This is a genomic window from Acinetobacter bereziniae LMG 1003 = CIP 70.12 (assembly GCF_000368925.1).
Taxonomy (GTDB): Bacteria; Pseudomonadota; Gammaproteobacteria; order Pseudomonadales; family Moraxellaceae; genus Acinetobacter; species Acinetobacter bereziniae.
In genome coordinates this window covers 249,154-269,644 of the sequence record NZ_KB849756.1, presented here as the reverse complement: position 1 = coordinate 269,644, position 20,491 = coordinate 249,154, and the positions used below count along the sequence as shown (strand labels likewise).

At 35.6% G+C, this 20,491-nt stretch carries 21 protein-coding genes; 10 read left to right on the top strand and 11 right to left on the bottom strand.

The window, feature by feature from the left end; all coding sequences use genetic code 11:
• Window positions 1–128: 128 nt before the first annotated feature.
• The 4 genes from accC to F938_RS11370 form a co-directional block, all read right to left on the bottom strand.
• Window positions 129–1,493 (bottom strand): acetyl-CoA carboxylase biotin carboxylase subunit, encoded by a 1,365-nt coding sequence (accC, locus tag F938_RS11385; protein ID WP_005031915.1) that lies wholly within the window; start codon window positions 1,491–1,493, stop codon window positions 129–131.
• A 16-nt stretch (window positions 1,494–1,509) separates the two neighbouring features.
• Window positions 1,510–1,929 (bottom strand): acetyl-CoA carboxylase biotin carboxyl carrier protein, encoded by a 420-nt coding sequence (gene accB / locus F938_RS11380; RefSeq protein WP_004830503.1) that lies wholly within the window; start codon window positions 1,927–1,929, stop codon window positions 1,510–1,512.
• A 17-nt stretch (window positions 1,930–1,946) separates the two neighbouring features.
• Window positions 1,947–2,402 carry a type II 3-dehydroquinate dehydratase gene (gene aroQ / locus F938_RS11375; protein WP_004830504.1) on the bottom strand — a complete coding sequence of 152 codons (456 nt, stop codon included), beginning with the start codon at window positions 2,400–2,402 and terminating at the stop codon, window positions 1,947–1,949.
• Window positions 2,403–2,637: 235 nt separating this feature from the next.
• Window positions 2,638–3,954: a Y-family DNA polymerase gene (locus F938_RS11370; RefSeq protein WP_005031913.1), complete on the bottom strand. Its 1,317-nt coding sequence runs from the start codon at window positions 3,952–3,954 to the stop codon at window positions 2,638–2,640.
• Between the two features lie 350 nt (window positions 3,955–4,304).
• On the opposite strand from F938_RS11370, the gene F938_RS11365 reads away from it, so the two are divergent.
• Window positions 4,305–4,484, top strand: coding sequence for a hypothetical protein (locus tag F938_RS11365; RefSeq protein WP_174761299.1), 180 nt, complete (start codon window positions 4,305–4,307; stop codon window positions 4,482–4,484).
• 135 nt (window positions 4,485–4,619) lie between these two features.
• Here F938_RS11365 and F938_RS11360 read toward each other — a convergent pair whose 3' ends face one another.
• Together F938_RS11360 and F938_RS11355 are read right to left on the bottom strand one after the other, a co-directional pair.
• Window positions 4,620–5,822, bottom strand: a complete 1,203-nt coding sequence (locus F938_RS11360) for a winged helix-turn-helix domain-containing protein (RefSeq protein ID WP_005031911.1) — start codon at window positions 5,820–5,822, stop codon at window positions 4,620–4,622.
• Window positions 5,823–5,905: 83 nt separating this feature from the next.
• Window positions 5,906–6,445, bottom strand: coding sequence for a LexA family protein (locus tag F938_RS11355; RefSeq protein ID WP_005031908.1), 540 nt, complete (start codon window positions 6,443–6,445; stop codon window positions 5,906–5,908).
• A gap of 166 nt (window positions 6,446–6,611) precedes the next feature.
• On the opposite strand from F938_RS11355, the gene F938_RS11350 reads away from it, so the two are divergent.
• From F938_RS11350 to hpaR, 3 genes are all read left to right on the top strand, one after another.
• Window positions 6,612–6,950, top strand: coding sequence for an immunity protein Imm33 domain-containing protein (locus tag F938_RS11350; RefSeq protein ID WP_004830510.1), 339 nt, complete (start codon window positions 6,612–6,614; stop codon window positions 6,948–6,950).
• Window positions 6,951–6,966: 16 nt separating this feature from the next.
• Window positions 6,967–7,347 (top strand): hypothetical protein, encoded by a 381-nt coding sequence (locus tag F938_RS11345; protein WP_004830511.1) that lies wholly within the window; start codon window positions 6,967–6,969, stop codon window positions 7,345–7,347.
• Window positions 7,348–7,873: 526 nt separating this feature from the next.
• Window positions 7,874–8,305, top strand: a complete 432-nt coding sequence (gene hpaR, locus F938_RS11340) for a homoprotocatechuate degradation operon regulator HpaR (RefSeq protein WP_004830512.1) — start codon at window positions 7,874–7,876, stop codon at window positions 8,303–8,305.
• A gap of 442 nt (window positions 8,306–8,747) precedes the next feature.
• On the opposite strand, the gene dsbG is transcribed toward hpaR, so the two are convergent.
• The 4 genes from dsbG to F938_RS11320 form a co-directional block, all read right to left on the bottom strand.
• A complete protein-coding gene (gene dsbG, locus F938_RS11335; protein WP_005031905.1) occupies window positions 8,748–9,506 on the bottom strand; it encodes a thiol:disulfide interchange protein DsbG in 759 nt (252 codons plus the stop codon).
• A 57-nt stretch (window positions 9,507–9,563) separates the two neighbouring features.
• The gene (locus F938_RS11330) at window positions 9,564–10,400 is read right to left on the bottom strand and encodes a TlpA disulfide reductase family protein (protein ID WP_005031903.1); all 837 of its coding nucleotides are present in this window, start codon (window positions 10,398–10,400) and stop codon (window positions 9,564–9,566) included.
• Window positions 10,397–12,415 (bottom strand): protein-disulfide reductase DsbD, encoded by a 2,019-nt coding sequence (dsbD, locus tag F938_RS11325; protein ID WP_005031900.1) that lies wholly within the window; start codon window positions 12,413–12,415, stop codon window positions 10,397–10,399. Before dsbD ends, F938_RS11330 begins: the two co-directional genes overlap by 4 nt.
• A gap of 90 nt (window positions 12,416–12,505) precedes the next feature.
• The gene (locus tag F938_RS11320; protein ID WP_005031898.1) at window positions 12,506–12,973 is read right to left on the bottom strand and encodes a hypothetical protein; all 468 of its coding nucleotides are present in this window, start codon (window positions 12,971–12,973) and stop codon (window positions 12,506–12,508) included.
• A gap of 459 nt (window positions 12,974–13,432) precedes the next feature.
• On the opposite strand from F938_RS11320, the gene pepN reads away from it, so the two are divergent.
• Entirely contained in the window at window positions 13,433–16,042 is a 2,610-nt protein-coding gene (gene pepN, locus F938_RS11315) for an aminopeptidase N (RefSeq protein ID WP_005031896.1), read from the top strand.
• A gap of 82 nt (window positions 16,043–16,124) precedes the next feature.
• Here the strand turns inward: pepN and F938_RS11310 are convergent, their stop codons facing one another.
• On the bottom strand, window positions 16,125–16,406 hold the full coding sequence (locus F938_RS11310; RefSeq protein ID WP_005031894.1) for a hypothetical protein: 282 nt from the start codon (window positions 16,404–16,406) through the stop codon (window positions 16,125–16,127).
• 323 nt (window positions 16,407–16,729) lie between these two features.
• On the opposite strand from F938_RS11310, the gene F938_RS11305 reads away from it, so the two are divergent.
• The 5 genes from F938_RS11305 to F938_RS11285 all read left to right on the top strand — a co-directional run bounded on the left by F938_RS11305 (window position 16,730) and on the right by F938_RS11285 (window position 20,212).
• Window positions 16,730–16,945, top strand: coding sequence for a hypothetical protein (locus F938_RS11305; RefSeq protein WP_004830520.1), 216 nt, complete (start codon window positions 16,730–16,732; stop codon window positions 16,943–16,945).
• A gap of 124 nt (window positions 16,946–17,069) precedes the next feature.
• Window positions 17,070–18,068, top strand: coding sequence for an alpha/beta hydrolase (locus F938_RS11300; protein WP_026040405.1), 999 nt, complete (start codon window positions 17,070–17,072; stop codon window positions 18,066–18,068).
• Between the two features lie 80 nt (window positions 18,069–18,148).
• Window positions 18,149–18,373: a hypothetical protein gene (locus F938_RS11295; protein ID WP_004830522.1), complete on the top strand. Its 225-nt coding sequence runs from the start codon at window positions 18,149–18,151 to the stop codon at window positions 18,371–18,373.
• Between the two features lie 888 nt (window positions 18,374–19,261).
• Window positions 19,262–19,594 carry a DMT family transporter gene (locus tag F938_RS11290; RefSeq protein ID WP_370469257.1) on the top strand — a complete coding sequence of 111 codons (333 nt, stop codon included), beginning with the start codon at window positions 19,262–19,264 and terminating at the stop codon, window positions 19,592–19,594.
• Window positions 19,595–19,615: 21 nt separating this feature from the next.
• On the top strand, window positions 19,616–20,212 hold the full coding sequence (locus F938_RS11285) for a TetR/AcrR family transcriptional regulator (protein ID WP_005031889.1): 597 nt from the start codon (window positions 19,616–19,618) through the stop codon (window positions 20,210–20,212).
• The last annotated feature ends 279 nt before the right edge of the window (window positions 20,213–20,491 follow it).

Genomic DNA, 20,491 nt, shown 5'->3' with positions numbered 1-20,491 from the left:
AGAGAATACAAATTAAACTAAAAGGATTGAGCCCTGTTCAATTCAGAACTCAATCCAGCGTTAACTAAACTGTCCAAGATTTGGGGTTCAGTCCATTTTACAGAGGTTTTTTGTTAAGCAAAGATCAGTTAAGCATCATTTTCATGACCTTGAAGTTGCTTTAATAAATGTTTTTCAAGGTAATGAATATCCATCGCTTGCGAACAGAAGTTCTTATCTTCAAGAATCAAATCTTTATGTAATGGAATATTGGTTTTAATCCCAGTTAAAATCATTTCATCTAAAGCTTGTTTCATTCGGGCAATCGCAGTATCACGATCTTTACCATAAGAAATCAATTTTGCAATCATTGAATCATAATATGGTGGGATGCTATAACCTTGATAGATATGAGAATCTAAACGAATCCCTGCGCCACCGGGTGCATAGAATGATTCAATTTTACCCGGTGAAGGTAAGAAGGTAGATGGATCTTCGGCATTGATACGACATTCAATGGCATGACCTTCGATCTTAATATCTTCTTGTTGAAGATTAAGACCTAGACCAGCAGCAATACGCAATTGCTGTTCAATAATATCTACACCTGTGACTTGTTCAGTCACAGGATGCTCAACTTGAACACGTGTATTCATTTCAATGAAGAAGAATTCGCCATCTTCAAATAAGAATTCAAAGGTACCAGCACCACGGTATTGCATTAATTTACAAGCATTTACACATGCTTCTAAAATATGAGCGCGTGCTTCTTCTGGTAGACCAGGTGCAGGTGCTTCTTCAAGGACTTTTTGATGTCGACGTTGTAACGAACAATCACGGTCATATAAATGAATTGCTTGACCATTACCATCTGCCAAAACCTGAACTTCAACATGACGAGGTTTTTGTAGGAAACGTTCCATATAAACGGTATCGTCGCCAAACCACATTTCTGCATCACGCTGTGCAGCTTGAACAGATTCGAGTAGGGTGTCTACACGTTCAACAATACGCATACCACGACCACCACCACCTGAAGCAGCTTTGACGATCAATGGAAAGCCAATTTCTTTTGCTTCAGCCAAAGCATTGTTTGGCGTCACTGCATGTGCAGAACCAGGAACTGTTGGTACACCTGCTTTACGCATCGCCGTAATCGCTGAAACTTTATTGCCCATTAGGCGAATGTGTTCAGGACGTGGACCAATAAAGATAAAACCTGAACTTTCTACAATTTCAGCAAATTCAGCATTTTCAGATAAAAAACCATAACCGGGATGGATTGCATCTGCACCAGTAATTTCTGCAGCTGTAATAATGGCAGGAATATTTAAGTAACTTTCACTACTTGCACCCGGACCAATACATACGGCTTCATCACAAAAACGTAAATGCATTAAATCTTTGTCAGCATCAGAATAGATTCCGACTGTTTTAATCCCTAAAGTTTTGCAAGCGCGAGTGATGCGTAGCGCAATCTCACCTCGGTTTGCAATTAAAACTTTTTGCAACATATCAACCCCCGAGGTATTACGCGCGGTAGCGGAATAAAGGTTGACCGAACTGGATTACATCACCATTTTTTACAAGAATTTCTTCAACTACACCACTTTGAGTTGCTTCAATTGGGTTCATAATTTTCATTGCTTCGATGATACCTAAAGTCTCACCCGCAGAAACAGTTTGACCAACATTGACAAATGGAGCTTCGCCAGGACTTGGTGCAGAATAGAACACGCCGACCATAGGTGAGGTTTCTACAGCACCACGAGAGGCAGCTTTAACTACTGGTGCTTCAGCAGCTGGGAGTGCAACAGGTGCTACACCAGCAGCAACCACAGGATTACGACGAGTTAAAGCAATCGATTGATCGCCTTCTTTCACTTCAATTGCTTGAAGATCAGATTCGATCATCAAATCGATGAGCTTTTTAATTTTGCGAATATCCATGGGTTCGTATTCCTAAATTATGATTGAGTTGAAGATTGAATTTTGTCGATAGCGTAATCAAGTGCAAAAGAATAGCCTTTAGCACCAAGACCACAAATTACGCCAACGGCTTTATCTGATAAATAAGAATGATGTCTAAATGCTTCACGTGCATGAACATTAGAAAGATGTACTTCAATAAAAGGGATGGCGACACCTAAAAGGGCATCACGTACAGCAACGGAAGTATGTGTAAGTGCGGCAGGATTAATAATAATAATTTTGACGCCGTCTTGTTGTGCTTGATGAATACGATCCACCACAGCACCTTCCCAATTGCTTTGAAAAGTATCTAAAGTAATATTGGCTTGCTGAGCTTGCGTTAGGAGTTGTTGGTTAATGTCATCCAATGTGAGGTGACCATAGACCTCTGGTTCGCGCTTTCCTAGCAAGTTTAAGTTTGGTCCGTGAATGACCAAAATGGTCGAACTCATTGAGACTGCTCCAATTCAAAAGTTGCAAAAATCTTTGCAAGATGTCTGCAAAGTTTGCATATTATGGCATGTTTTTCCACAAATACTTTATATTTTCTTTGAATCGTCGCGGAAATGCTGTGCCTTGTACGGCATATATAATGTAAATTTTGTCGTTAAATGGCAATGTTAAAATATGACATTTTCATGCATTGTTTTAAAGTGATTCCATTCTAAACTGAGTGACCAAAACTATTCATTTGATTTGTGTAACAGCCATATGACTATCATCAATACATAAGATATCACTCCAGCGTGTCGTATAACTTGGAGAGCGGTTTTGTTGACGCATTTTCCATGTTTCACTACTGGAATGGTAACCCACTTGAATACAATCAGGACCAAAGCGTTGCTTCATATTGGACAGCGTATCCATGAGTTGATCACGTTGCTGAATAAAGTCTACGGGATGCCATAAGTCATTGATGTGTTGGCTTTTGTGATGAAGGGCAGAAAGCATCACTGCGACTTTTACATACTTGATATTTTCTTTAAATAAAACATCTATTTGCTGCAATGCTGCCTTAGTTAAAGTCATCAAATCATCTGTTGCATATGGCAAGCCTGAAACACTGCTTTGGGCTTTTTTATAAGGTGCCTGAGGAATTTTTTCATACAAAGAGACATGCACAACTGCACAGAGTTGTTGCTGTCGAGTAAGGCGTTGATGTGCTCGATTAACATGAAAAATAATCGCCTGTTTGATGATTTCAACATTGGTTAATGCTGAAGCAAAACTTCGAGAAGAAAGAATCCGTTTAGAGGGCATTTCAGGATCGTCTAAAGCAATGCAGGATTGACCTTTTAGCTCACGAATAGTACGTGCAATGACCACTGAGAACTCTCGTGCTAGGTAGTGTTCATTGGCAAAAGTTAAGTCATAGCAATTATAAATATTATATGCTTGTAACCGTTTGCTGGTTTTACGTCCAATGCTCCACACCTCAGCTACATTGGTTTCGAGAAGCAAAGCTTCAAAGCTACATAAATCTAAGCCAGTCAAATCGCAAATATTCTCAAATCCATGCCGTTTTTTTGCAAAACTATTGGCAAGCTTGGCTTGCGTCTTACTATAACCAATCCCAATACAACACGGTAAACCTAACCATTTTTGAATAGTTTTCACCAATCTGCGGCAATATTCTTCTAAGTCAAATAAGTCTCGATAAGAGCTTAAATTAATAAAGCATTCATCTATTGAGTAGGGTTCTAGATCATCCTCTTTAAAAAAGGTCTTAAGTGTTTTAAAAAAACGTTCTGAGAAATCGCCATATAAAGCATAGTTGCTTGAATAGGCGATAACACCTGCTTTTTTCGCTGCTTTTTCAACTTCATGCCAAGGAACAGCCATATCTATATTTAATGCTTTGGCTTCATTACTGCGTGAAACAACACAGCCATCATTATTACTTAATACAACGACAGGTTTATTGTTTAAGCTTGGATTGAATATCCGCTCACAACTGACATAACAATTGTTGATGTCGATTAAAGCAAAAATTTGTTCACTCATGATGATTTTGAAAAAGTTACAAATTCAAGTGAAATATTAAAAGATGTTTAAAATAAATTCAAATTTAAATAGGTGTGGATAGCTTGAATTTCACAGCATAAAAATTTTGCTATTCAGTAGATCAAGAAAGCGCTTTGTAAGGATTGTTGTGCTTCATCGTGGTTTAAGTAATCCACGTAAAAAGCTTCAACCTCGAAGTTATTCTTTTACAACATGAATCTCATATAGGGCGTTACGATGTCGAAAAATGAAACATCTATACGCTTGTTTCTAATGATAAGCGCGTTAAATTAACAGTTGTCGTCGATTTGTACGGCATATCCCAACATGTAAAAAGGATGGATATGAAAATGGCTAATCAACACAACCAGCAACAAAATCAGCAGAATGACCCACAACGTCAACCTAACCAATCTAATCAACAGCAAAAGCAACAAAGTCAGCAGGACCAACAGAAGCAGCAAAATCAGCAATCAAATCAACAGGCTCAACATAATCAACAAAGTCAGAATAAAGCTCAGCAAAAGTAGCATTCAGACTTAATTTACGGAATAAATAAAAGTACAGCGCCTCAATTAAGGATTGAGGCGCTGTACTTGTGTTTGGTAGTAGATGAGTAGGTTTTCTAATTCGGCTTAAATACAGATTTGAGCTGATCTTTCACCTTATGAACATTGTTGTAGAGCACGATTAAAAAGCTGACTAGGGTGGTTTATTAAGTTAGGGCATTGATTAAATTGCGCAAAATTAAGTAGTTCATCATTGAGTGCATTGAGAAAGTGATCATGATCTATATGTTTATTTTTAAAGCAATGATCTTCTAAATGCAGATTCAATACTTCAAATTCCTTTTTGGTTCGATGTGCTTTACAGTCGATACGCCCCACCATTTGATCAGCATATAAAATAGGTAAACAAAAATATCCAAATTGTCGCTTAGTTGGGGTTACATAACATTCTAAACGATAATCAAAGTAGAACAGTGTATTTAGACGTTCTCGGTGTATGACAAGATTGTCAAAAGGGGACAGAATTTTAACTTTTAATTCAATCTGAGCTTTGCGTTCTAAAGCATCTGTTTTAATATAAATATTTGAACTTTCTTTATCGGTATCACCTAACTGAGATAAGGGGATGATCACGCCTGCATCCAGTTGTTCCTTGACTATTTTACGCATTGCTTCGCGAATTTGACTGCCGACTTTAAGATGCAGTAATTGTTTCCAGGTAAATATACCGTGCGCTCTCAGCGTAGTATTAAATAAATAGCGTGCATATTCTTCTAGCGTCGGCATGGTTAAGTTGAGCTGGCTAGGGAGACAACGCTCAGTCAGGTTATAGACCTTTTCCATCCCATTTCGTTCGCATATCATCAAATCGCCTTGCATAAACAATTGATCGATTGAACGACGTGCTGAACTGGAGTTCCACCATCCCCCTGAGTTTAGTCGATTGCCTTGCTCGATATGACGTAAACGAATGCTACCTTCAGCGCGAGTCTTTGCTAAAATTTCTTTCATCAAATGTTGATCACCCCGATTAAAGTAGCGATGTTCACCATTTCGTACTGATGTCATATGAGGAAGCGCATAGCGATAATCTTGAATCGGTAAATAAGATGCTGCATGGAACCAATATTCAAAAATATGTTGTTGTTGTACCAGTTGATTTAGATGATTGGGCTGATAGTCTGGAACTCGACTCCATAAGATATGATGGTGAGCACGTTCGACGACTGAAATCGTGTCAATTTGCACATAACCTAGATGTTGAATTGTTTGAAGTGTTCCAGATAAGCCTAAACCAAATGCAGGCTGAGAAATTAAACCTTGATGCGAAAGTGCTAAACGTCTCAATAATTCAGTCATATCATTTAATTTCCATGCAAATCAATCCTAGATAAGGAAGGGGTAGCTTTAATTTAATTAGGTAGCAAAATCAATTTTGCAGTTTATTTGAGTTTTTTCAAAATACAGGTCACAACGCCCCAAATCATAATCTGCTCTTCACTATGCGGATGAATATCGGGGAAATCTGGATTTTCCGCTTTAAGCCAAATGTCATATGCGCCCGTGGATAATTTTTTATGCATAAATCGTTTAACGGTAAATTCATTATTGATTAATGCCAATACTACATCACCATGTTCAGCATCTAGACTACGATCAATCAGAATTTCATCACCAATTTCAATTCCCGCATTTTTCATCGATAAAGAATTAACTTTTAAAATAAACGTTGCAATAGGGTTATGAATCAAGTGTTCATTTAGATCAATTTTCTTTTCAGTATAGTCCTGTGCTGGAGAGGGAAAACCTGCAGCAACAGTTTCAAGCGGATAGGGGATTTCTATTTTAAGATGTGGGTGAAAAAAATATAAGTTTTGAGCGGATATTTCATCTTTGATGATCATGTCCTGTTGAGTGGTTCGAGATCTCGGATATGCTTTGAGGTCAACGAGTCCAGACTTTGTCTGTGAATATTGCTGCATTATGTTTGACCTCGAATGATCCAATTTGAATATGTTACAAAATCAAGTTTAGCAAATTATTTATTTTTTGCAATGCTGTCTATCGTTTGAACAGCATGTGAATTTAGTTGTGATTGTCAAACTGTCAGCTTACAATCTCACAAAATCAGGTTGTTTGAGAATAGATATGTTGCAAGATTTTGTAGAAGAACAAAAATTGGTCTGTGAAGAGTTTGATTCACGTTATATCAAAGTCAATGAAACAGATCTGGTTGCAATTGCCAAACACACTTTAAATAAAGAACCGATTGTGGGTTTACGTAAACAACCCGATGCTGAAAATGTTTCGTGGTTTATTTATGGGGGAGAGTTAGAAGAAGGTGAGGACTTCTTTGATGTCATTAGTGTAAAAGAATTAGAAGACGTTTTTCCAGATGCAATCCCTTATTTAGCTTTGGAGCAAGGCTTTCGTTTTATGATTGATGCAGATGATTATGAGGATGTTTGGAAAGCTGATGTCATATAAATGAAAAGGCGTGCTTATGAAGCATAAGTTTATTTTGCAGTTATTGGTGATGACGGGTATTGGATTAATGACATCAGTTTTTGCTAAAGACCAGACGCAAAAACTTACACAAGATGAATATAACCAGCGTATTCAAAATTATACTGCTCAAGTCAATGCAACCAAACAGATTCTAGATGATGAAATAATGGGAAACCAAGACGCGGATCAACAGAGAAAAGCTTTTTGTTCTCGTTTAGAAGCATATCAAGGGATTGCGCAAATTTCTCAAGAAAATTTGCAATTGGATACAGCAAACATGATGTTAATGATTGCCAATGATTTCTTGGACCGACAAAAGCAGAGCATGCAAATTTCAGGAGTGGCACTGGAAAAATTTTGTTTGGTTGAAAAATAAACAAAAATATCCTTTAAATTTTATTTTGTCAGGAAATGACATTTAATTGGCTGAAAATGACAAGGAAATTTTTTAGAAATCATGAATAATAAAGGCATTAAAACATGATGATAGTTGATTTTCCCTGGTCTTTGATTCATCTTGTTTTAATCGTCAATTTCGCGATTGATGTATCCTAAACTCGCTTTATTGCGAGTTTTTTTATGGGGAAAATAAAACTAATATTCGAAGTAAATCGATCTGATAAAGATGAAAAGTAGTTTATTTATGGCTGTAAAGTATTCAATAAAATAAAGCAATATTGTGTAATTCCGCCCATTAAAAATGCCAGACTCAAGCGATGAATGAAAAAAAGTAAACTTTATTGTTAATTAAAATTAATTTTTTATTTTATTTCACATCTGATATAAATTTAGATGTAACAAAAAGAAAGTTAACTTAAATCATTACAGTAAACCAATTTGGATCTATTGAATGAAAACTCGATTTACCTATCCATTCGCATGAGTTTCATGAAAGGATTTCTATGAAAACAATTCGATTATCACCTTCGCTAACTTTAGCACTGGTACAGGCGCGTGAAGCCACCAAAACCTATTTTCGCCCTGCTTTAAATGAGATGGGCTTAACTGAGCAACAATGGCGTGTGATTTGTACGCTCTATCAATACGATGAGCTTGAGAACAACCACTTGGCAGAATTAACCTGTATTTTAAGACCAAGTTTAACAGGCATCGTCAATCGTATGGCTGAGCAGAATTTAATTATCAAAAGTAAGGATTTACATGACCAACGAGTGAGCTTAATCAAACTTACCCAAGCAGGTCGAAATTATTTTGAAAGCCAAGCCTTAAAAATGGAGGAGTCCTATAAAAATATTAAAGAACAATATGGTGCTGAAAAGATCCAACAATTAATGGAGTTGTTGCATGATTTATCAAAAATAAAATCCAATTAAAAGCTATAAAATTATTTTAAAATCAGTTGTTTGGATTAAAGACCTTAAAGTATATTCGGTTGAAGGCATTCATTTGGATATAATATAAAAGTGTAATGTAGCATGCTATGTTGAATATATTACACAGTTTAAGTTCTTAATAAGCTTTAGATCATGCGCTGAAAATTTTAAGCAATGCCCAACAATGATATAAGCAGAACATCCATGTCATGCCAGCAAGATCAAAGTGAGTGATTGGTAAGGGTGTCCATAACCCAGAGCAAGAATAAGGTAATGCTTTGTTTGCTGCGTAAGTTGCAGTGAAAGACTCGCGTTTTTTGCTGCTTGGTCATTTCCTTGCAACAGTATTTCTCATCATTTAGAATGACTAAATGTCGTATTTCGAGGCTACTATCGCCTAAAAAATATCTGGTCGCAAATATAGACAAATTGTTAACAGCCTCTATAAGGACTCATTGAATAATTTCTGAATATCTTTAGGTGCACCTTGTTGGCTCTGGATTTCACCTGAGGCATCTTTCCAAACCATTGCTGGTGTGGCATAAAAACCGTACTTATCCATCAGTTTAGTATTGGCATCCAATTTTTCAGATAGCGCTTTTGGTAGATTTTTCATTTCAACCAATTTGTTTTTACCATTACTTAGATTGTACTGTTTAAAAATTTCAGCAGGATTTGCACTATTTAAAATCGTTGCTGCTTGCCCTTTACTACTTGGGCGAATCACACCGACCATAATATGACGTAATTGTACTTTTCCAGATGCAACAAATGGACGTGCTTGTTGCCAAAAGGTATGACAGTAGGGACAGTTAGGATCATTAAACACATAGACAATTTTTTTAGCGTTTGTATCACCATCTTGAATCCAAGTGGATTTTTCTAAGCTTTTCCAAATCTCATCGAGGACTGCACCTTTAACATGCGTATTAATCGCTTGTTCTGTTAAATTTTTTCCAGATGCATCAAAAAGATCGCCCACGATATAGTGTTTTTGATCTTTAGCTATAAATAAGGTAGATGGATATTCGTCTTTATAGCCTGTCCAACCTTCCATACCTTCAGGGGCATCAATCTTTTTAACGAAGTTATAACCTTCTTTTTCAAGTTTATTTTTGAGAAAATCAGCATCTGCGGCAAAAAGTGAGCCACTTAAGACCAAACTCAACGAGTAAATACCGAGTGTTTTTAAATCTATCATTAAGAAACTCCTTATGTTGAAAACTCATCATGACAAAATCAGTGATGTTGACATCATTTAATCCGAAACTAAGTTTTGAATTTTTTGATGTAAGGCAGCATGGGTAATTTCTCCCATATGTGTATCGATTAATTTGCCTTGTGCATCGAAAAATAAAGTGCTGGGTAAACCAAACATTCCCATTTTTTGAGCAGTTGAACCATTTGTATCCAATAAAACTTCATCTAGTTGCAGTGAGTGTCGTTGCAGATAGTTTTGCACAGTTACCGCATCTTCATTTTGATTAATAAAGATTAATTTCACATTGGGATATTTTTTCTGTGCTGCACTTAATACGGGCATTTCACGTCTACATGGTGGACACCAACTTGCCCATAGATTAATCACAGTCGGTTTTCCTAAATATTTTGTGAGTTTGATAGGTTGCTGTTGTAAATTCAGTAGTTGAACGTCAGGAAATTGTTGATATTGCAGTTGTATTTGTCGATAGGTGTAATGAGCTGAAACACTTAATAAACTAAATATTGTGAGTAGCAATAGGATAAAGCTTTTTTTCAGCAAGCGATTTTTCCATATGATCCAGAGAAAAGCTGTAATAACGCCTAAATAAAGATTAAATCCTTTGTCTTGAATTTTGATGATTTCAATAGGATGGTCTAAGTAAACCTCTAAATTCAATAATACAAAGCCTATACGTGCACATAACACACCAAGCCAAATCCCAGTCCAAATCGAATCTTTAAAAGTTGGCCACTGTGAAGTTTCTAGTTCAAAGTAACGGTAAGTCAACTTTCCTATGATGACGCTGACTAAGATGGCGACCATCAAGATCGTCAGCGTCCAAGGTAGCATGAATGGACCGAGATGAATGGCTTGTAGGGTTATCATGGTCATTGTGCGTTCACGATTTCTTGCACTTGTGCTGTTTGTTTGAGCAATTGTTGTGCTGAGAAAGTTCCAGTGAAGCGCAATTCACGAATTTCTTCTGCATGATGATTCAAGAACAACATCGTTGGTGGACCTAATATTTCGCGTTGTTTTAAAATAATGTCCTGTGAGGCATTATATTCGGTTAAATCTAACTGAATCAGTGTGAAATTCTTTAATGCATCCTGTACGTCAACACGTGGGAAAACCTCTTTTTCAATGGGTTGGCATGCCACACACCAATCTGCATAAACATCTATAATAATCGGTTTATTTTGCTGTTTTGCTTGAACCAAAGCATTTTCAAGTTGTTCAGCGGTAGTGACTTTCTTCCAGACCAAATGTTCGGATTGACTATGTTGAATTTGATAAGCAGCATAACCTTGTTGAATGTTCCAAAGTCCCGCAAAAAGACTCAGTACGGCAATCACTGTAAGTATGGCTTTATTGACAACTTTTTCACTATCTCGCAAGGCAATAAATAAGTAGATTGCTAGCGCGATACACAATAGAGCGAAAATTGCAGCATAAACCGTAGAAGGCAGCATTGGACGAATAAAGTACAACGCAACCATGAGCATCACAAAGCCAAAGCTGACTTTGATTCGATCCATCCATTTTCCTGGTTTTGGTAATAATTTAGAACCGAATACACTGGCAATAAATAAAGGTACGCCGATACCTAGACCTAGAATAAATAGATAGAGACCACCTAAAGCAGCATTTTGGGTTTGTGAAACAAATAATAATGCACCTGCCAGTGGAGCACTCATGCAAGGACCTACAATCAGTGCGGATAAAGCACCCATCACCACAGCACCTAAAATGGTGCCAGCTTTTTGATTGTTTTGTAGATTGCTGAGTTTATTGGTTATAAATTGCGGTAAATTGAGCTGATATAAACCAAATAAATTCAATGCCAATATGACAAATAACACAGCAAATAATGAAACAATCCAAGGGCTTTGGAACCAGCGTTGAAAACTATAACCGATCTCAGCAACTACAATTCCCATAATGGCGTAAATGACCGCCATACTCACCACAAAGGAGAGGGCAATTACTACCGCTTTATAGCCTTTAGCCCGTTGAATAATGATGCCTGAAAGAATCGGGATGAGGGGCAGTGAGCAAGGTAAAAAAGCAAGCAAAATTCCTAAACCAAAAAATACCAATAAATTCAGAAACAATGAATCTTTTGATAAAAGTTTAAAAAATGATTGATCATCATTCCACTGTAATGACGTTGTGTGGTCATTTGTTGAAGAATTAGCATTTAGGGGGGAGGAATTGGATTTTTTTGTAATGACAGCGCTTGAACTCAGTATCTGGTTAGGATCTACACTAGCCTCAGTGGATTGATCTTGATTAATACTTTTTTGTACATTCGTTGTCGTTGCTATAGTTGAATTTTTTTCTGCATTATCTGCATTCGATGTTGGGATTTTTGCAGGATCTGAATCATTTTTAATATTTTTATCTAGAGATGGAGCGGTTTCAGATTGGCTCAACAAGGAATTATTTGTACGACTGCTCAGCATGTTTTTAGATGCAGTATTGTTTTGAGGCAATAAACCATCTGCATCTGTAGCAATATTTTTTCTTTGTAGTGGATAACATAAACCATCAGCGGAGCAACCTTGGTACATTACTACATATTGAGTATTGGGTTTAACCTGAATAGTGGTGCTTACACTTTCATAGTGAACTTCAGTTTTACCAAAGGTTGGATCATCTTTGATATGTCCTTTTGGTAAGCTAAATGGTACTGCTTTATTATTTACAGTGACCTTGAATTGATCATGATAGAGATAATAATGAGGTGCAATCGTCCAATTCAATTGGGCTTTGTTTTCTGAAAGTGATTCTGCTGAAAATTGAAAAGCTTGATCTGGAGCTAAAAATTCAGGATTTGCATGGGTAAACGTGCTAAGTCCTAACCAAGTAAAACAGCACACACTGAACAATGTTCGCAACTTCATAATGACATATCTTTGTTTCGTTTAAAGCCATTATCCATAATTTCAGATTAAGAAAGCATTATTCTGCGTGTTTCTTTGTAAAAATATCGTTTAAAAGCAATCAATACCTTGTCGATTTAAGCTTTGCTGTGTGTTTGGATCTAGATGATCAATTCTCTCAAATCTTGTTGGGCGACGATCATTTTTAGCGGTATAGTTGATTGTATAGAACATCGCACCTTGATAAATCACTTCATAAGTTCCCAACAATCGATTATTGATAACTTCTTTATAAAAATAATGAAATTCGCTTGGTCTGCCTGTTGCTGTATCTATTGCATCATAATGAGAAAACTTCAAATCAATCTTTTTTAAATATGGATAATATTGAATCGTTTTGATCTCAGGAAACTCCTCAGCAGAAACCAGCAAAATATTTTTCTGATGCTCTGTTTTAAAGCAAAAGTATGATGCTGTCGCTTGTGCAGATGCAGATATATTCAAGAGATATAAAGTGATCATAAATAGCCTAAGCATTTTAATATTTTTTCCTATATCTTGATATTGCACATTGTTCATTAATTTTCCAGCTATTGCCCTTGTCTAAACAGGGTTATAACTTCTGATAACAAGTGTATATGTCTATTATTCAATTTTTATATCTACTATCGAATCGTGATTTTAACTCAAAAACTAAAAACGCTGATTGGGTTCAATCGAATTCACTGTATTGGGTGCACCGATCGATATGCACATACATGAGACTTCTTCGCTTGGTCAAAAATAAGTATTTAGTTTCCCCTTATAGAAATCATTTCTAAATGCGCCTAGCGAACAATGCTATTCAAGAATGCTATTTTTGTATAAATAAAGGGCATCTCGCACGTTTTTTGCATTCATTTGCTTTGAAACGATTGAAATTAATTTCAACTACACCCATATATAAATGAATAAACAATACAGACAAATTGTGAAATTTGAAGCATGATCAAATTCACAACACTACGTCTAAACTCAACAATAGGATTAGGACATCATATGAATATTGCGGCAAACCCCATCGTTGAAGCAGATCAAACCATATACTTAAAAGATTATCAGAAACCATCCTATGTTGTAGATTCTATTCATCTGGATATTCAAGTTTATGATGACCATACTGATGTAAGTTCAAAATTAGTAATGAAACGCCAAGCAGTCGGCGATTTAGTCTTGCTGGGGCGTGATTTAGAATTAAAATCAATTAAAATTAATGGTAAGCCACTTACAGAAAGTGAGTATAAGTTGGATTCAGAACAACTCGTTATCAGCAATGCGCCAGAACAGGCACTTGTTGAAACGGTTGTCATTATTCATCCTGAAACCAATACACAGCTAGAAGGACTGTATCTCGCTGGTACTGATTTATTTGTGACCCAAAATGAGCCAGAGGGATTCCGAAAAATTACCTTCTATCCAGACCGTCCAGATGTATTGTCTGTTTTTACCACACGTGTAGAGGCTGACAAAAAATATCCAGTACTTTTGGCAAATGGTAATTTGATTGAAGCAGGTGAAACTGGTGAAGATCGTCATTATACAATTTGGCAAGATCCTACTAAAAAACCCGCTTACTTATTTGCTTGTGTGATCGGTGATCTCGCAGTATTAAAAGATCGTTATACGACTTCAGAAGGTCGGGATGTTGCTTTAGAAATCTATGCAGAAGAGAAGGACATTCCAAAATGCCATATTGCAATGGAAGCACTCAAGCATTCTATGCGTTGGGATGAGGAACATTATGGTCGAGCTTATGATTTAGACAATTATATGATTGTTGCCACCAGTCAATTCAATATGGGGGCAATGGAGAATAAAGGTCTGAATATTTTCAATACTTCATGTGTGCTTGCGGATGAAGAATATACGACAGATGCAGCGATTATGCGTGTGCAATCTGTGATTGCGCATGAATATTTCCATAACTGGACAGGTAACCGTATTACTTGTCGTGATTGGTTCCAATTGTGTCTCAAAGAAGGTTTAACGGTTTTCCGTGATCAGTCTTTCTCTGAAGATCTTCAATCTGCTGCGGTACAACGAATTGATGATGTTGCTGTTCTGAAAGCACATCAATTCCCAGAAGATGCGGGCCCATTGTCTCATCCACCACGACCAGATCATTTTGTAGAGATCAACAATTTTTACACAGCAACAGTGTATGAGAAAGGTGCTGAAATCAATCGTATGATGTCCACCTTATTGGGTAAAGAAAAATTCCGCAAAGGTACAGATGAGTACTTCCGTCGTCATGACGGGCAAGCGGTGACAGTTGAAGATTGGGTTGCTGCATTGACAGCAGGTTCAGGGGTAGATTTATCAGCATTCCTCATTTGGTATAATCAACCAGGAACACCAAAACTTGAAGCCAAAGGTGAGTATGATGCAGTTGCTCAAACTTACCGTTTAAGTTTTAAACAAAGTTTAAAACCCCATGCTAAATATCCAAATTTAAAAGCGGTGCCTATTCCTGTTGCTTTGGCATTATTTAATGCGCAGACAGGAGCGCAATATACCCTGAAATCAGATGCTCTATTTGAAAATGATGTGAAAGATGGTGTGTATTTGTTTGATCAAGCAGAAGCGAGCATTGAGTTTACAGGAATAACTGAAAAGCCAATTGCTTCTTTGTTGCGTAATTTCTCTGCACCAGTAAATCTTGAATTTAATTATTCAGATGCAGAGCTGGCATTCTTACTGCAATACGAAACCAATGGTTTTAATCAATGGCAAGCGACACAAACTTTACTTGAACGTATTTTGCTCAATGGTCACGATGCCCAAATTTATGTAGACGCAATACAACAAACTTTGCCGAATGTAATTGAAAAAGATCCGTTATTGGCATCTCGTTTGTTTGATGTACCTACAGAAGGTTACTTGGGCAGTCGCATTGATCAAGATTATAATCCATTGATTGTCAATGAAGCGCGTGAAGCACTTTTAAATCAATTGGCAAAAGTATTGGGTCGTTTTGCCAAAGACACTTATTTGTCACTTGATCCCGATTCACAACATGAATTTTCACAAGCGATGGGTGTCCGTGCTTTGAAAAATATTATGTTGAGTTTAATGGCACGACAAGGCGATCGTGAGGTTTTTGATTTGGCTTATACTCAATATGAAAACTCAATGAATATGTCGGAACGTTTGGGTGCATTGAAAGTTTTAGTTTGGAATGATGCTCCTCAAGCCAAAGCAGCTTTACAAGACTTTTATACACGTTTTAAAGATGAGGATTTGTCATTGGATCAATGGTTTATGATTCAAGCTGCGCATCCAAAAGCAACTGCTGAAACAATCAAATATTTAACTTCACATGTAGACTATGATTTGGGTACACCAAACCGTATACGTTCAGTGAGCGGTGGTTTAAATGCTAATCCTGTAAATACATGGAGTTTTGGTGTTCAACATTTTGTTGAATTGGCGAAATACTTAGATGAGAAAAACCCAATCGTCGGTTCTCGTTTATTACAAGTATTGACACGCTGGTATACTTTGGCTGAACCACAACGCAGTGAAGTGAAAGCATCACTAGAGGCGTTAAAATCTCAAGTGAAATCAAAAAATGTCAGTGAGACACTAAACAGTATGTTGAGTGTTTAATTTACCATTAAAAATATTGCTATCCCTTTGATCTCAGGGGGATAGCTTAGTTTAAATGAAGAACTACATTGGTCATTCATCACTAAAGACTAATGGCACTCTCATTATGAATATCCTCCAGCCAATCATTTAAGTCCAAATCATTGGTAAAAGAGTGTTCTTGATCTATTTTAAATACTAAAAGCGAATCATGGATACTGATAATGCTGGTTAAGTGTTGACGAATGATTGTTGCATCATAATGGGTATGTATGAGCCAAGTTGAAGGGTTAACTCGAATCGAAGCATCATAGTCACAGATCAGTTTATGAACTTCCTCAAAATGATGTTCATGAGAAGAATTCAAAATAATTAAATAATTCATATACACAACCTCCATAAAAGAGATCAAAACAAATAAATTTTTTTATGTAATGTGATAAATATCACGATTTATTCAATCTAGCACCAATCAACGAGGATGGCTGAAAAAATGTCGGACAATTTAGAGCAGTTTTATTGAAAGTTACTTTTATGTTTTAAATCTGATTAATCCTTGTCTAAATTATGTTACATAAAAACAGAATCAAAATTTTAAAATCTAGCTAAACTGAGATACACTTAACTTTAATTTATTTAAATAGTCTGCTCATCACATTATGAGCTTTTTCACCTTTTTATGATTGTATGAAAATTTGAGGCGGTAAAATGTTGGTTAAAATAGAAGATGGTTTTTATCTAAACTCTCTACATATTATTGCAGTGCATGTTTCGAAGAATATGATTACACAAGATTTTTCTATTGATATTAAATATACACCCCATAGTCAAAAGGCGAATGGAACGTATCATAAAAAATGTCAAAGCAAAGCAGAGGCAGACTTGTTTTTGCAAAGTTTGCATCAACAAATTGCTAAAATTTAACAGTAAGTTTTGTTGATTTTGACATGTATTAAAACAGCAAGAAAAGTGTTTAAATCTAGGTTATATTGCCATCAATATATTTAAACTCATCAACGCTATGGTGAGTGATCGTTTTGAGTTTAATATGCTTAGATTTAATATTTTTATCTGTGCAATATCTTTATTCACACTTTCTGCTTGTCAAAATGTACAGAAAAGTAGCAAAGTCATCGCGCGAGTATTTGATACATCAACACATTTTCAACAATTGTTGATGGATAAACATGCACCTGAACAGGTGGTTGTACATCATAATATTGCTTATCAAACAACGCCAAGATTAAATTTTGATCTCTATCAGCCTGAGAACATTAAACAGTCAACACCACGACCAACCATTGTTTGGATTCATGGTGGTGGTTGGATCTCTGGTGCTAAAGACAACGCAAGAGGTTATTTTAAATTACTCGCAGCTCAAGGCTATAATGTGGTGTCAGTAGAGTATCAGTTTGCACCTGAAGCCATTTATCCCACTCAACTCAATCAAATTAATCAAGCATTACAATTTATTCAGCTAAATGCCAAACAATATGCAATTGATGCAAACCAATTATTTTTAGCTGGAGATTCTGCAGGTGCGAACTTAGCTAGCCATTATGCAGCCTTACTCACAAATGTTGATTATGCAAAGCAGTCTTCATTTACCCCACTCATTCAACCATCCCAAGTAAAGGGTTTAATTTTGCATTGTGGAATTTATGACATGAATGCGTTTGTGGATACAGCACCAGAAGAAATTAAATTGATCGAATGGGGTGTCAATACGCTTGTTGAAGCGTATACCGGAAATCAAAAAAATAATGCTGACTATTTAAAGGCATTATCACCAATTCATTATTTGACAGCCCATTATCCACCTGTTTTTATCAGTGGTGGCAATAAAGATTTCTTGACAGAAAACCAGTCCATCCCATTTGTGAATGCGTTGCAAGAAAAGAAAATTCCTGTAAAAGCTGTGTTTTATCCTGAATCAAAAGAATGGTTGGTTCATGAATATCAATTCTTTTTAGGAAAACAAGCCAGCCAACAGACCTTTGTAAAAACCTTAGATTTTTTGAAGAATAATACTCATTTACAGAAATAAACTTAAAAAAATTCCCTTTTTAAATGGAACTGTCATAAAACAGTGTTATAAAAAATTAAAGCGTTCGCGGGGAATTAAAGATGGAAATTAGTGTTAAGCAGATTAATAAGCGTATTGAAGAATTTCAACAGTCCGGAAAGCAAGCGGAAACTTTAAAGATTGGATATAAGACTTATGCGAAGTTGATGAATGAAGATAAATTTGCTGATGCACTGAAAAAAGATGTCAATGATCCAATGATTCGTTACTACAAAGATATAAAAATTAAATTAGTCACTGAAAAGCATCACTTCGAAGTCAAATAAAGGGTTTTAGAGATCGATCACTCAGGGAAGAGTGTAATATTCATGAAAAAAACTCATTAATAGTTCAAAACAATAGATTTATGCAGCAATATCTTAATTTTTATACGATTAAAATCATTGTTGTGGTTTTATCATCACAGATCATTATGAAAAATTGCTTATCGTATTAGTCAATAAACCCCTCCAAAATATATTGTTGAAATATATAATATGATTAAGTATTTAATTTATTTAATTTTTTACCAAAGGGTAAAGTGGTTGACCTATTTTCTATTAAGTATTACTAATTAAAGTTAAAATATCTGTATAATATCTACTTTTTGTATAAAAATTTTGATCAGTATAGAATAAAATGAAAATAAGTAATGATTATTGAATAAAAACAATTATATGATGAAGTTTATCATTCCAAAAAGATGACTTAAACCTTTATTTCTCAAATAAAAATTGTGCAAGATCACAGAAATATGAAGAAAATATGTATTTTGAGTTTTAATCATACTTAATGATCTTACAAATTGTGACAAAATATATTAGAATAAAAAAGTGTTTTATTTTGTGACGAAGAAAAATGGAAATTCTTAATTTTATAAAAAGTTTCAATACTTTAAATACTTATCTAATTTTAGCGATAACGGTTTTGATCTTTATCATTTCATTTTTTTATTTTATCAATCCGATCTAAGTTGAAAAAGTGAAAAAAGAAAAGGTGGAAAAAATGGATATTCCACCTTTTTTTATAAAAAGTATAATTAAACAAAGAGATACAGAAATAGTATAGCACAAAACTTCAACATTTTTTCATGCTTGATATTTGAACTTTTCATTAAAATTATATAGCATACCAACCATTCGGTATCTTTTTTGGTTCAAACGATGAACTCAATCCTGTTTGCTTATATTTTGTTGGCGATTGCAATTATTGCAGAAGTTACAGGTTCTACTTTTTTGGTCAAATCCCAAGGTTTTACCAAACTTGCCCCAAGCTTATTGGTGGTCCTGTTTTACGTCATTTCCTTTTATTTACTTTCACAAGTGATTAAAACCATACCTTTAGGTATTGCTTATGCAATATGGGCAGGTGTTGGAATCATTCTTACCGCTTTGGTCGGTTATTTTATTTTCAAGCAGAGTTTGGATATTGCTGCAATTATCGGTATTGGGTTAATTATTTCAGGTGTATTGGTGATTAACTTGTTTTCAACTTCTGCAGGGCACTAAGCGAGCAGTGGGTAGGATAGTGTGAATATTGGTAAAACTATAACAAATCCTTATCAGCGTAAAAAAGATCCTGAGCGCGTTAAAAAAAGTATTATCGAAAATGCGATGTATTTGGCGGCAGAAAGAGGTGTAAATGGGATCTCAATTCAGACGGTTGCAACTCGGTCTGGTATTACAAAAGGTGGTGTGTTTCATCATTTTGCCAACAAACAGATCCTTATTGAAGCAATGCTTGAGGCTTTAATACAACAACTTGACGAACGAATCAGTGTGGTGATGGAAAAGGATGCTATTCAATATGGTCGATTTACGCGTGCTTATATTGATGTCACTTTAAGTTCAGAATTTGGTGTAGATACGTTGTGGAGTGCTTTAAGCATGACAGTAATGACAGATAAATCCTTTAGCGATAAGTGGGATTGTTGGTTGGCACAAAGGTTATTACAACATGCTGATACAGACCATTCAATTGAATTGAAAATCTTACGCTATGCAGCAGACGGGCTTTGGTTTATTGAAAGTTTAGTGCCAAAAAAACAAGATGATTATATGGAAGTAAAAAAAGAATTGTTAGCTAGAACTTATTTGGAAGATGAGCGGAAAGTTCATGTGAAATAAAATATTTGTAAGTTGATGAAGTTAAAATATTATTTTTTTGATCAATAAAATCAATATGATGAATTTGTTGCTGAATGGCATAAAGTATTTATTGCCACGCTTTTTATGAAATGTCGAAATAGATCTGCGTAGGTGATGCCCCGCATAACATGGTGACATTCTTGTCGGCTCACGATAAACAGACTCTCGATGATCCAAAAATGTAAAAATAAATGGATCTCTAAGCTGTTAATAATTTGTGTATAAGCATAAAGTTCATTGGCTATGAATGATTGTAAT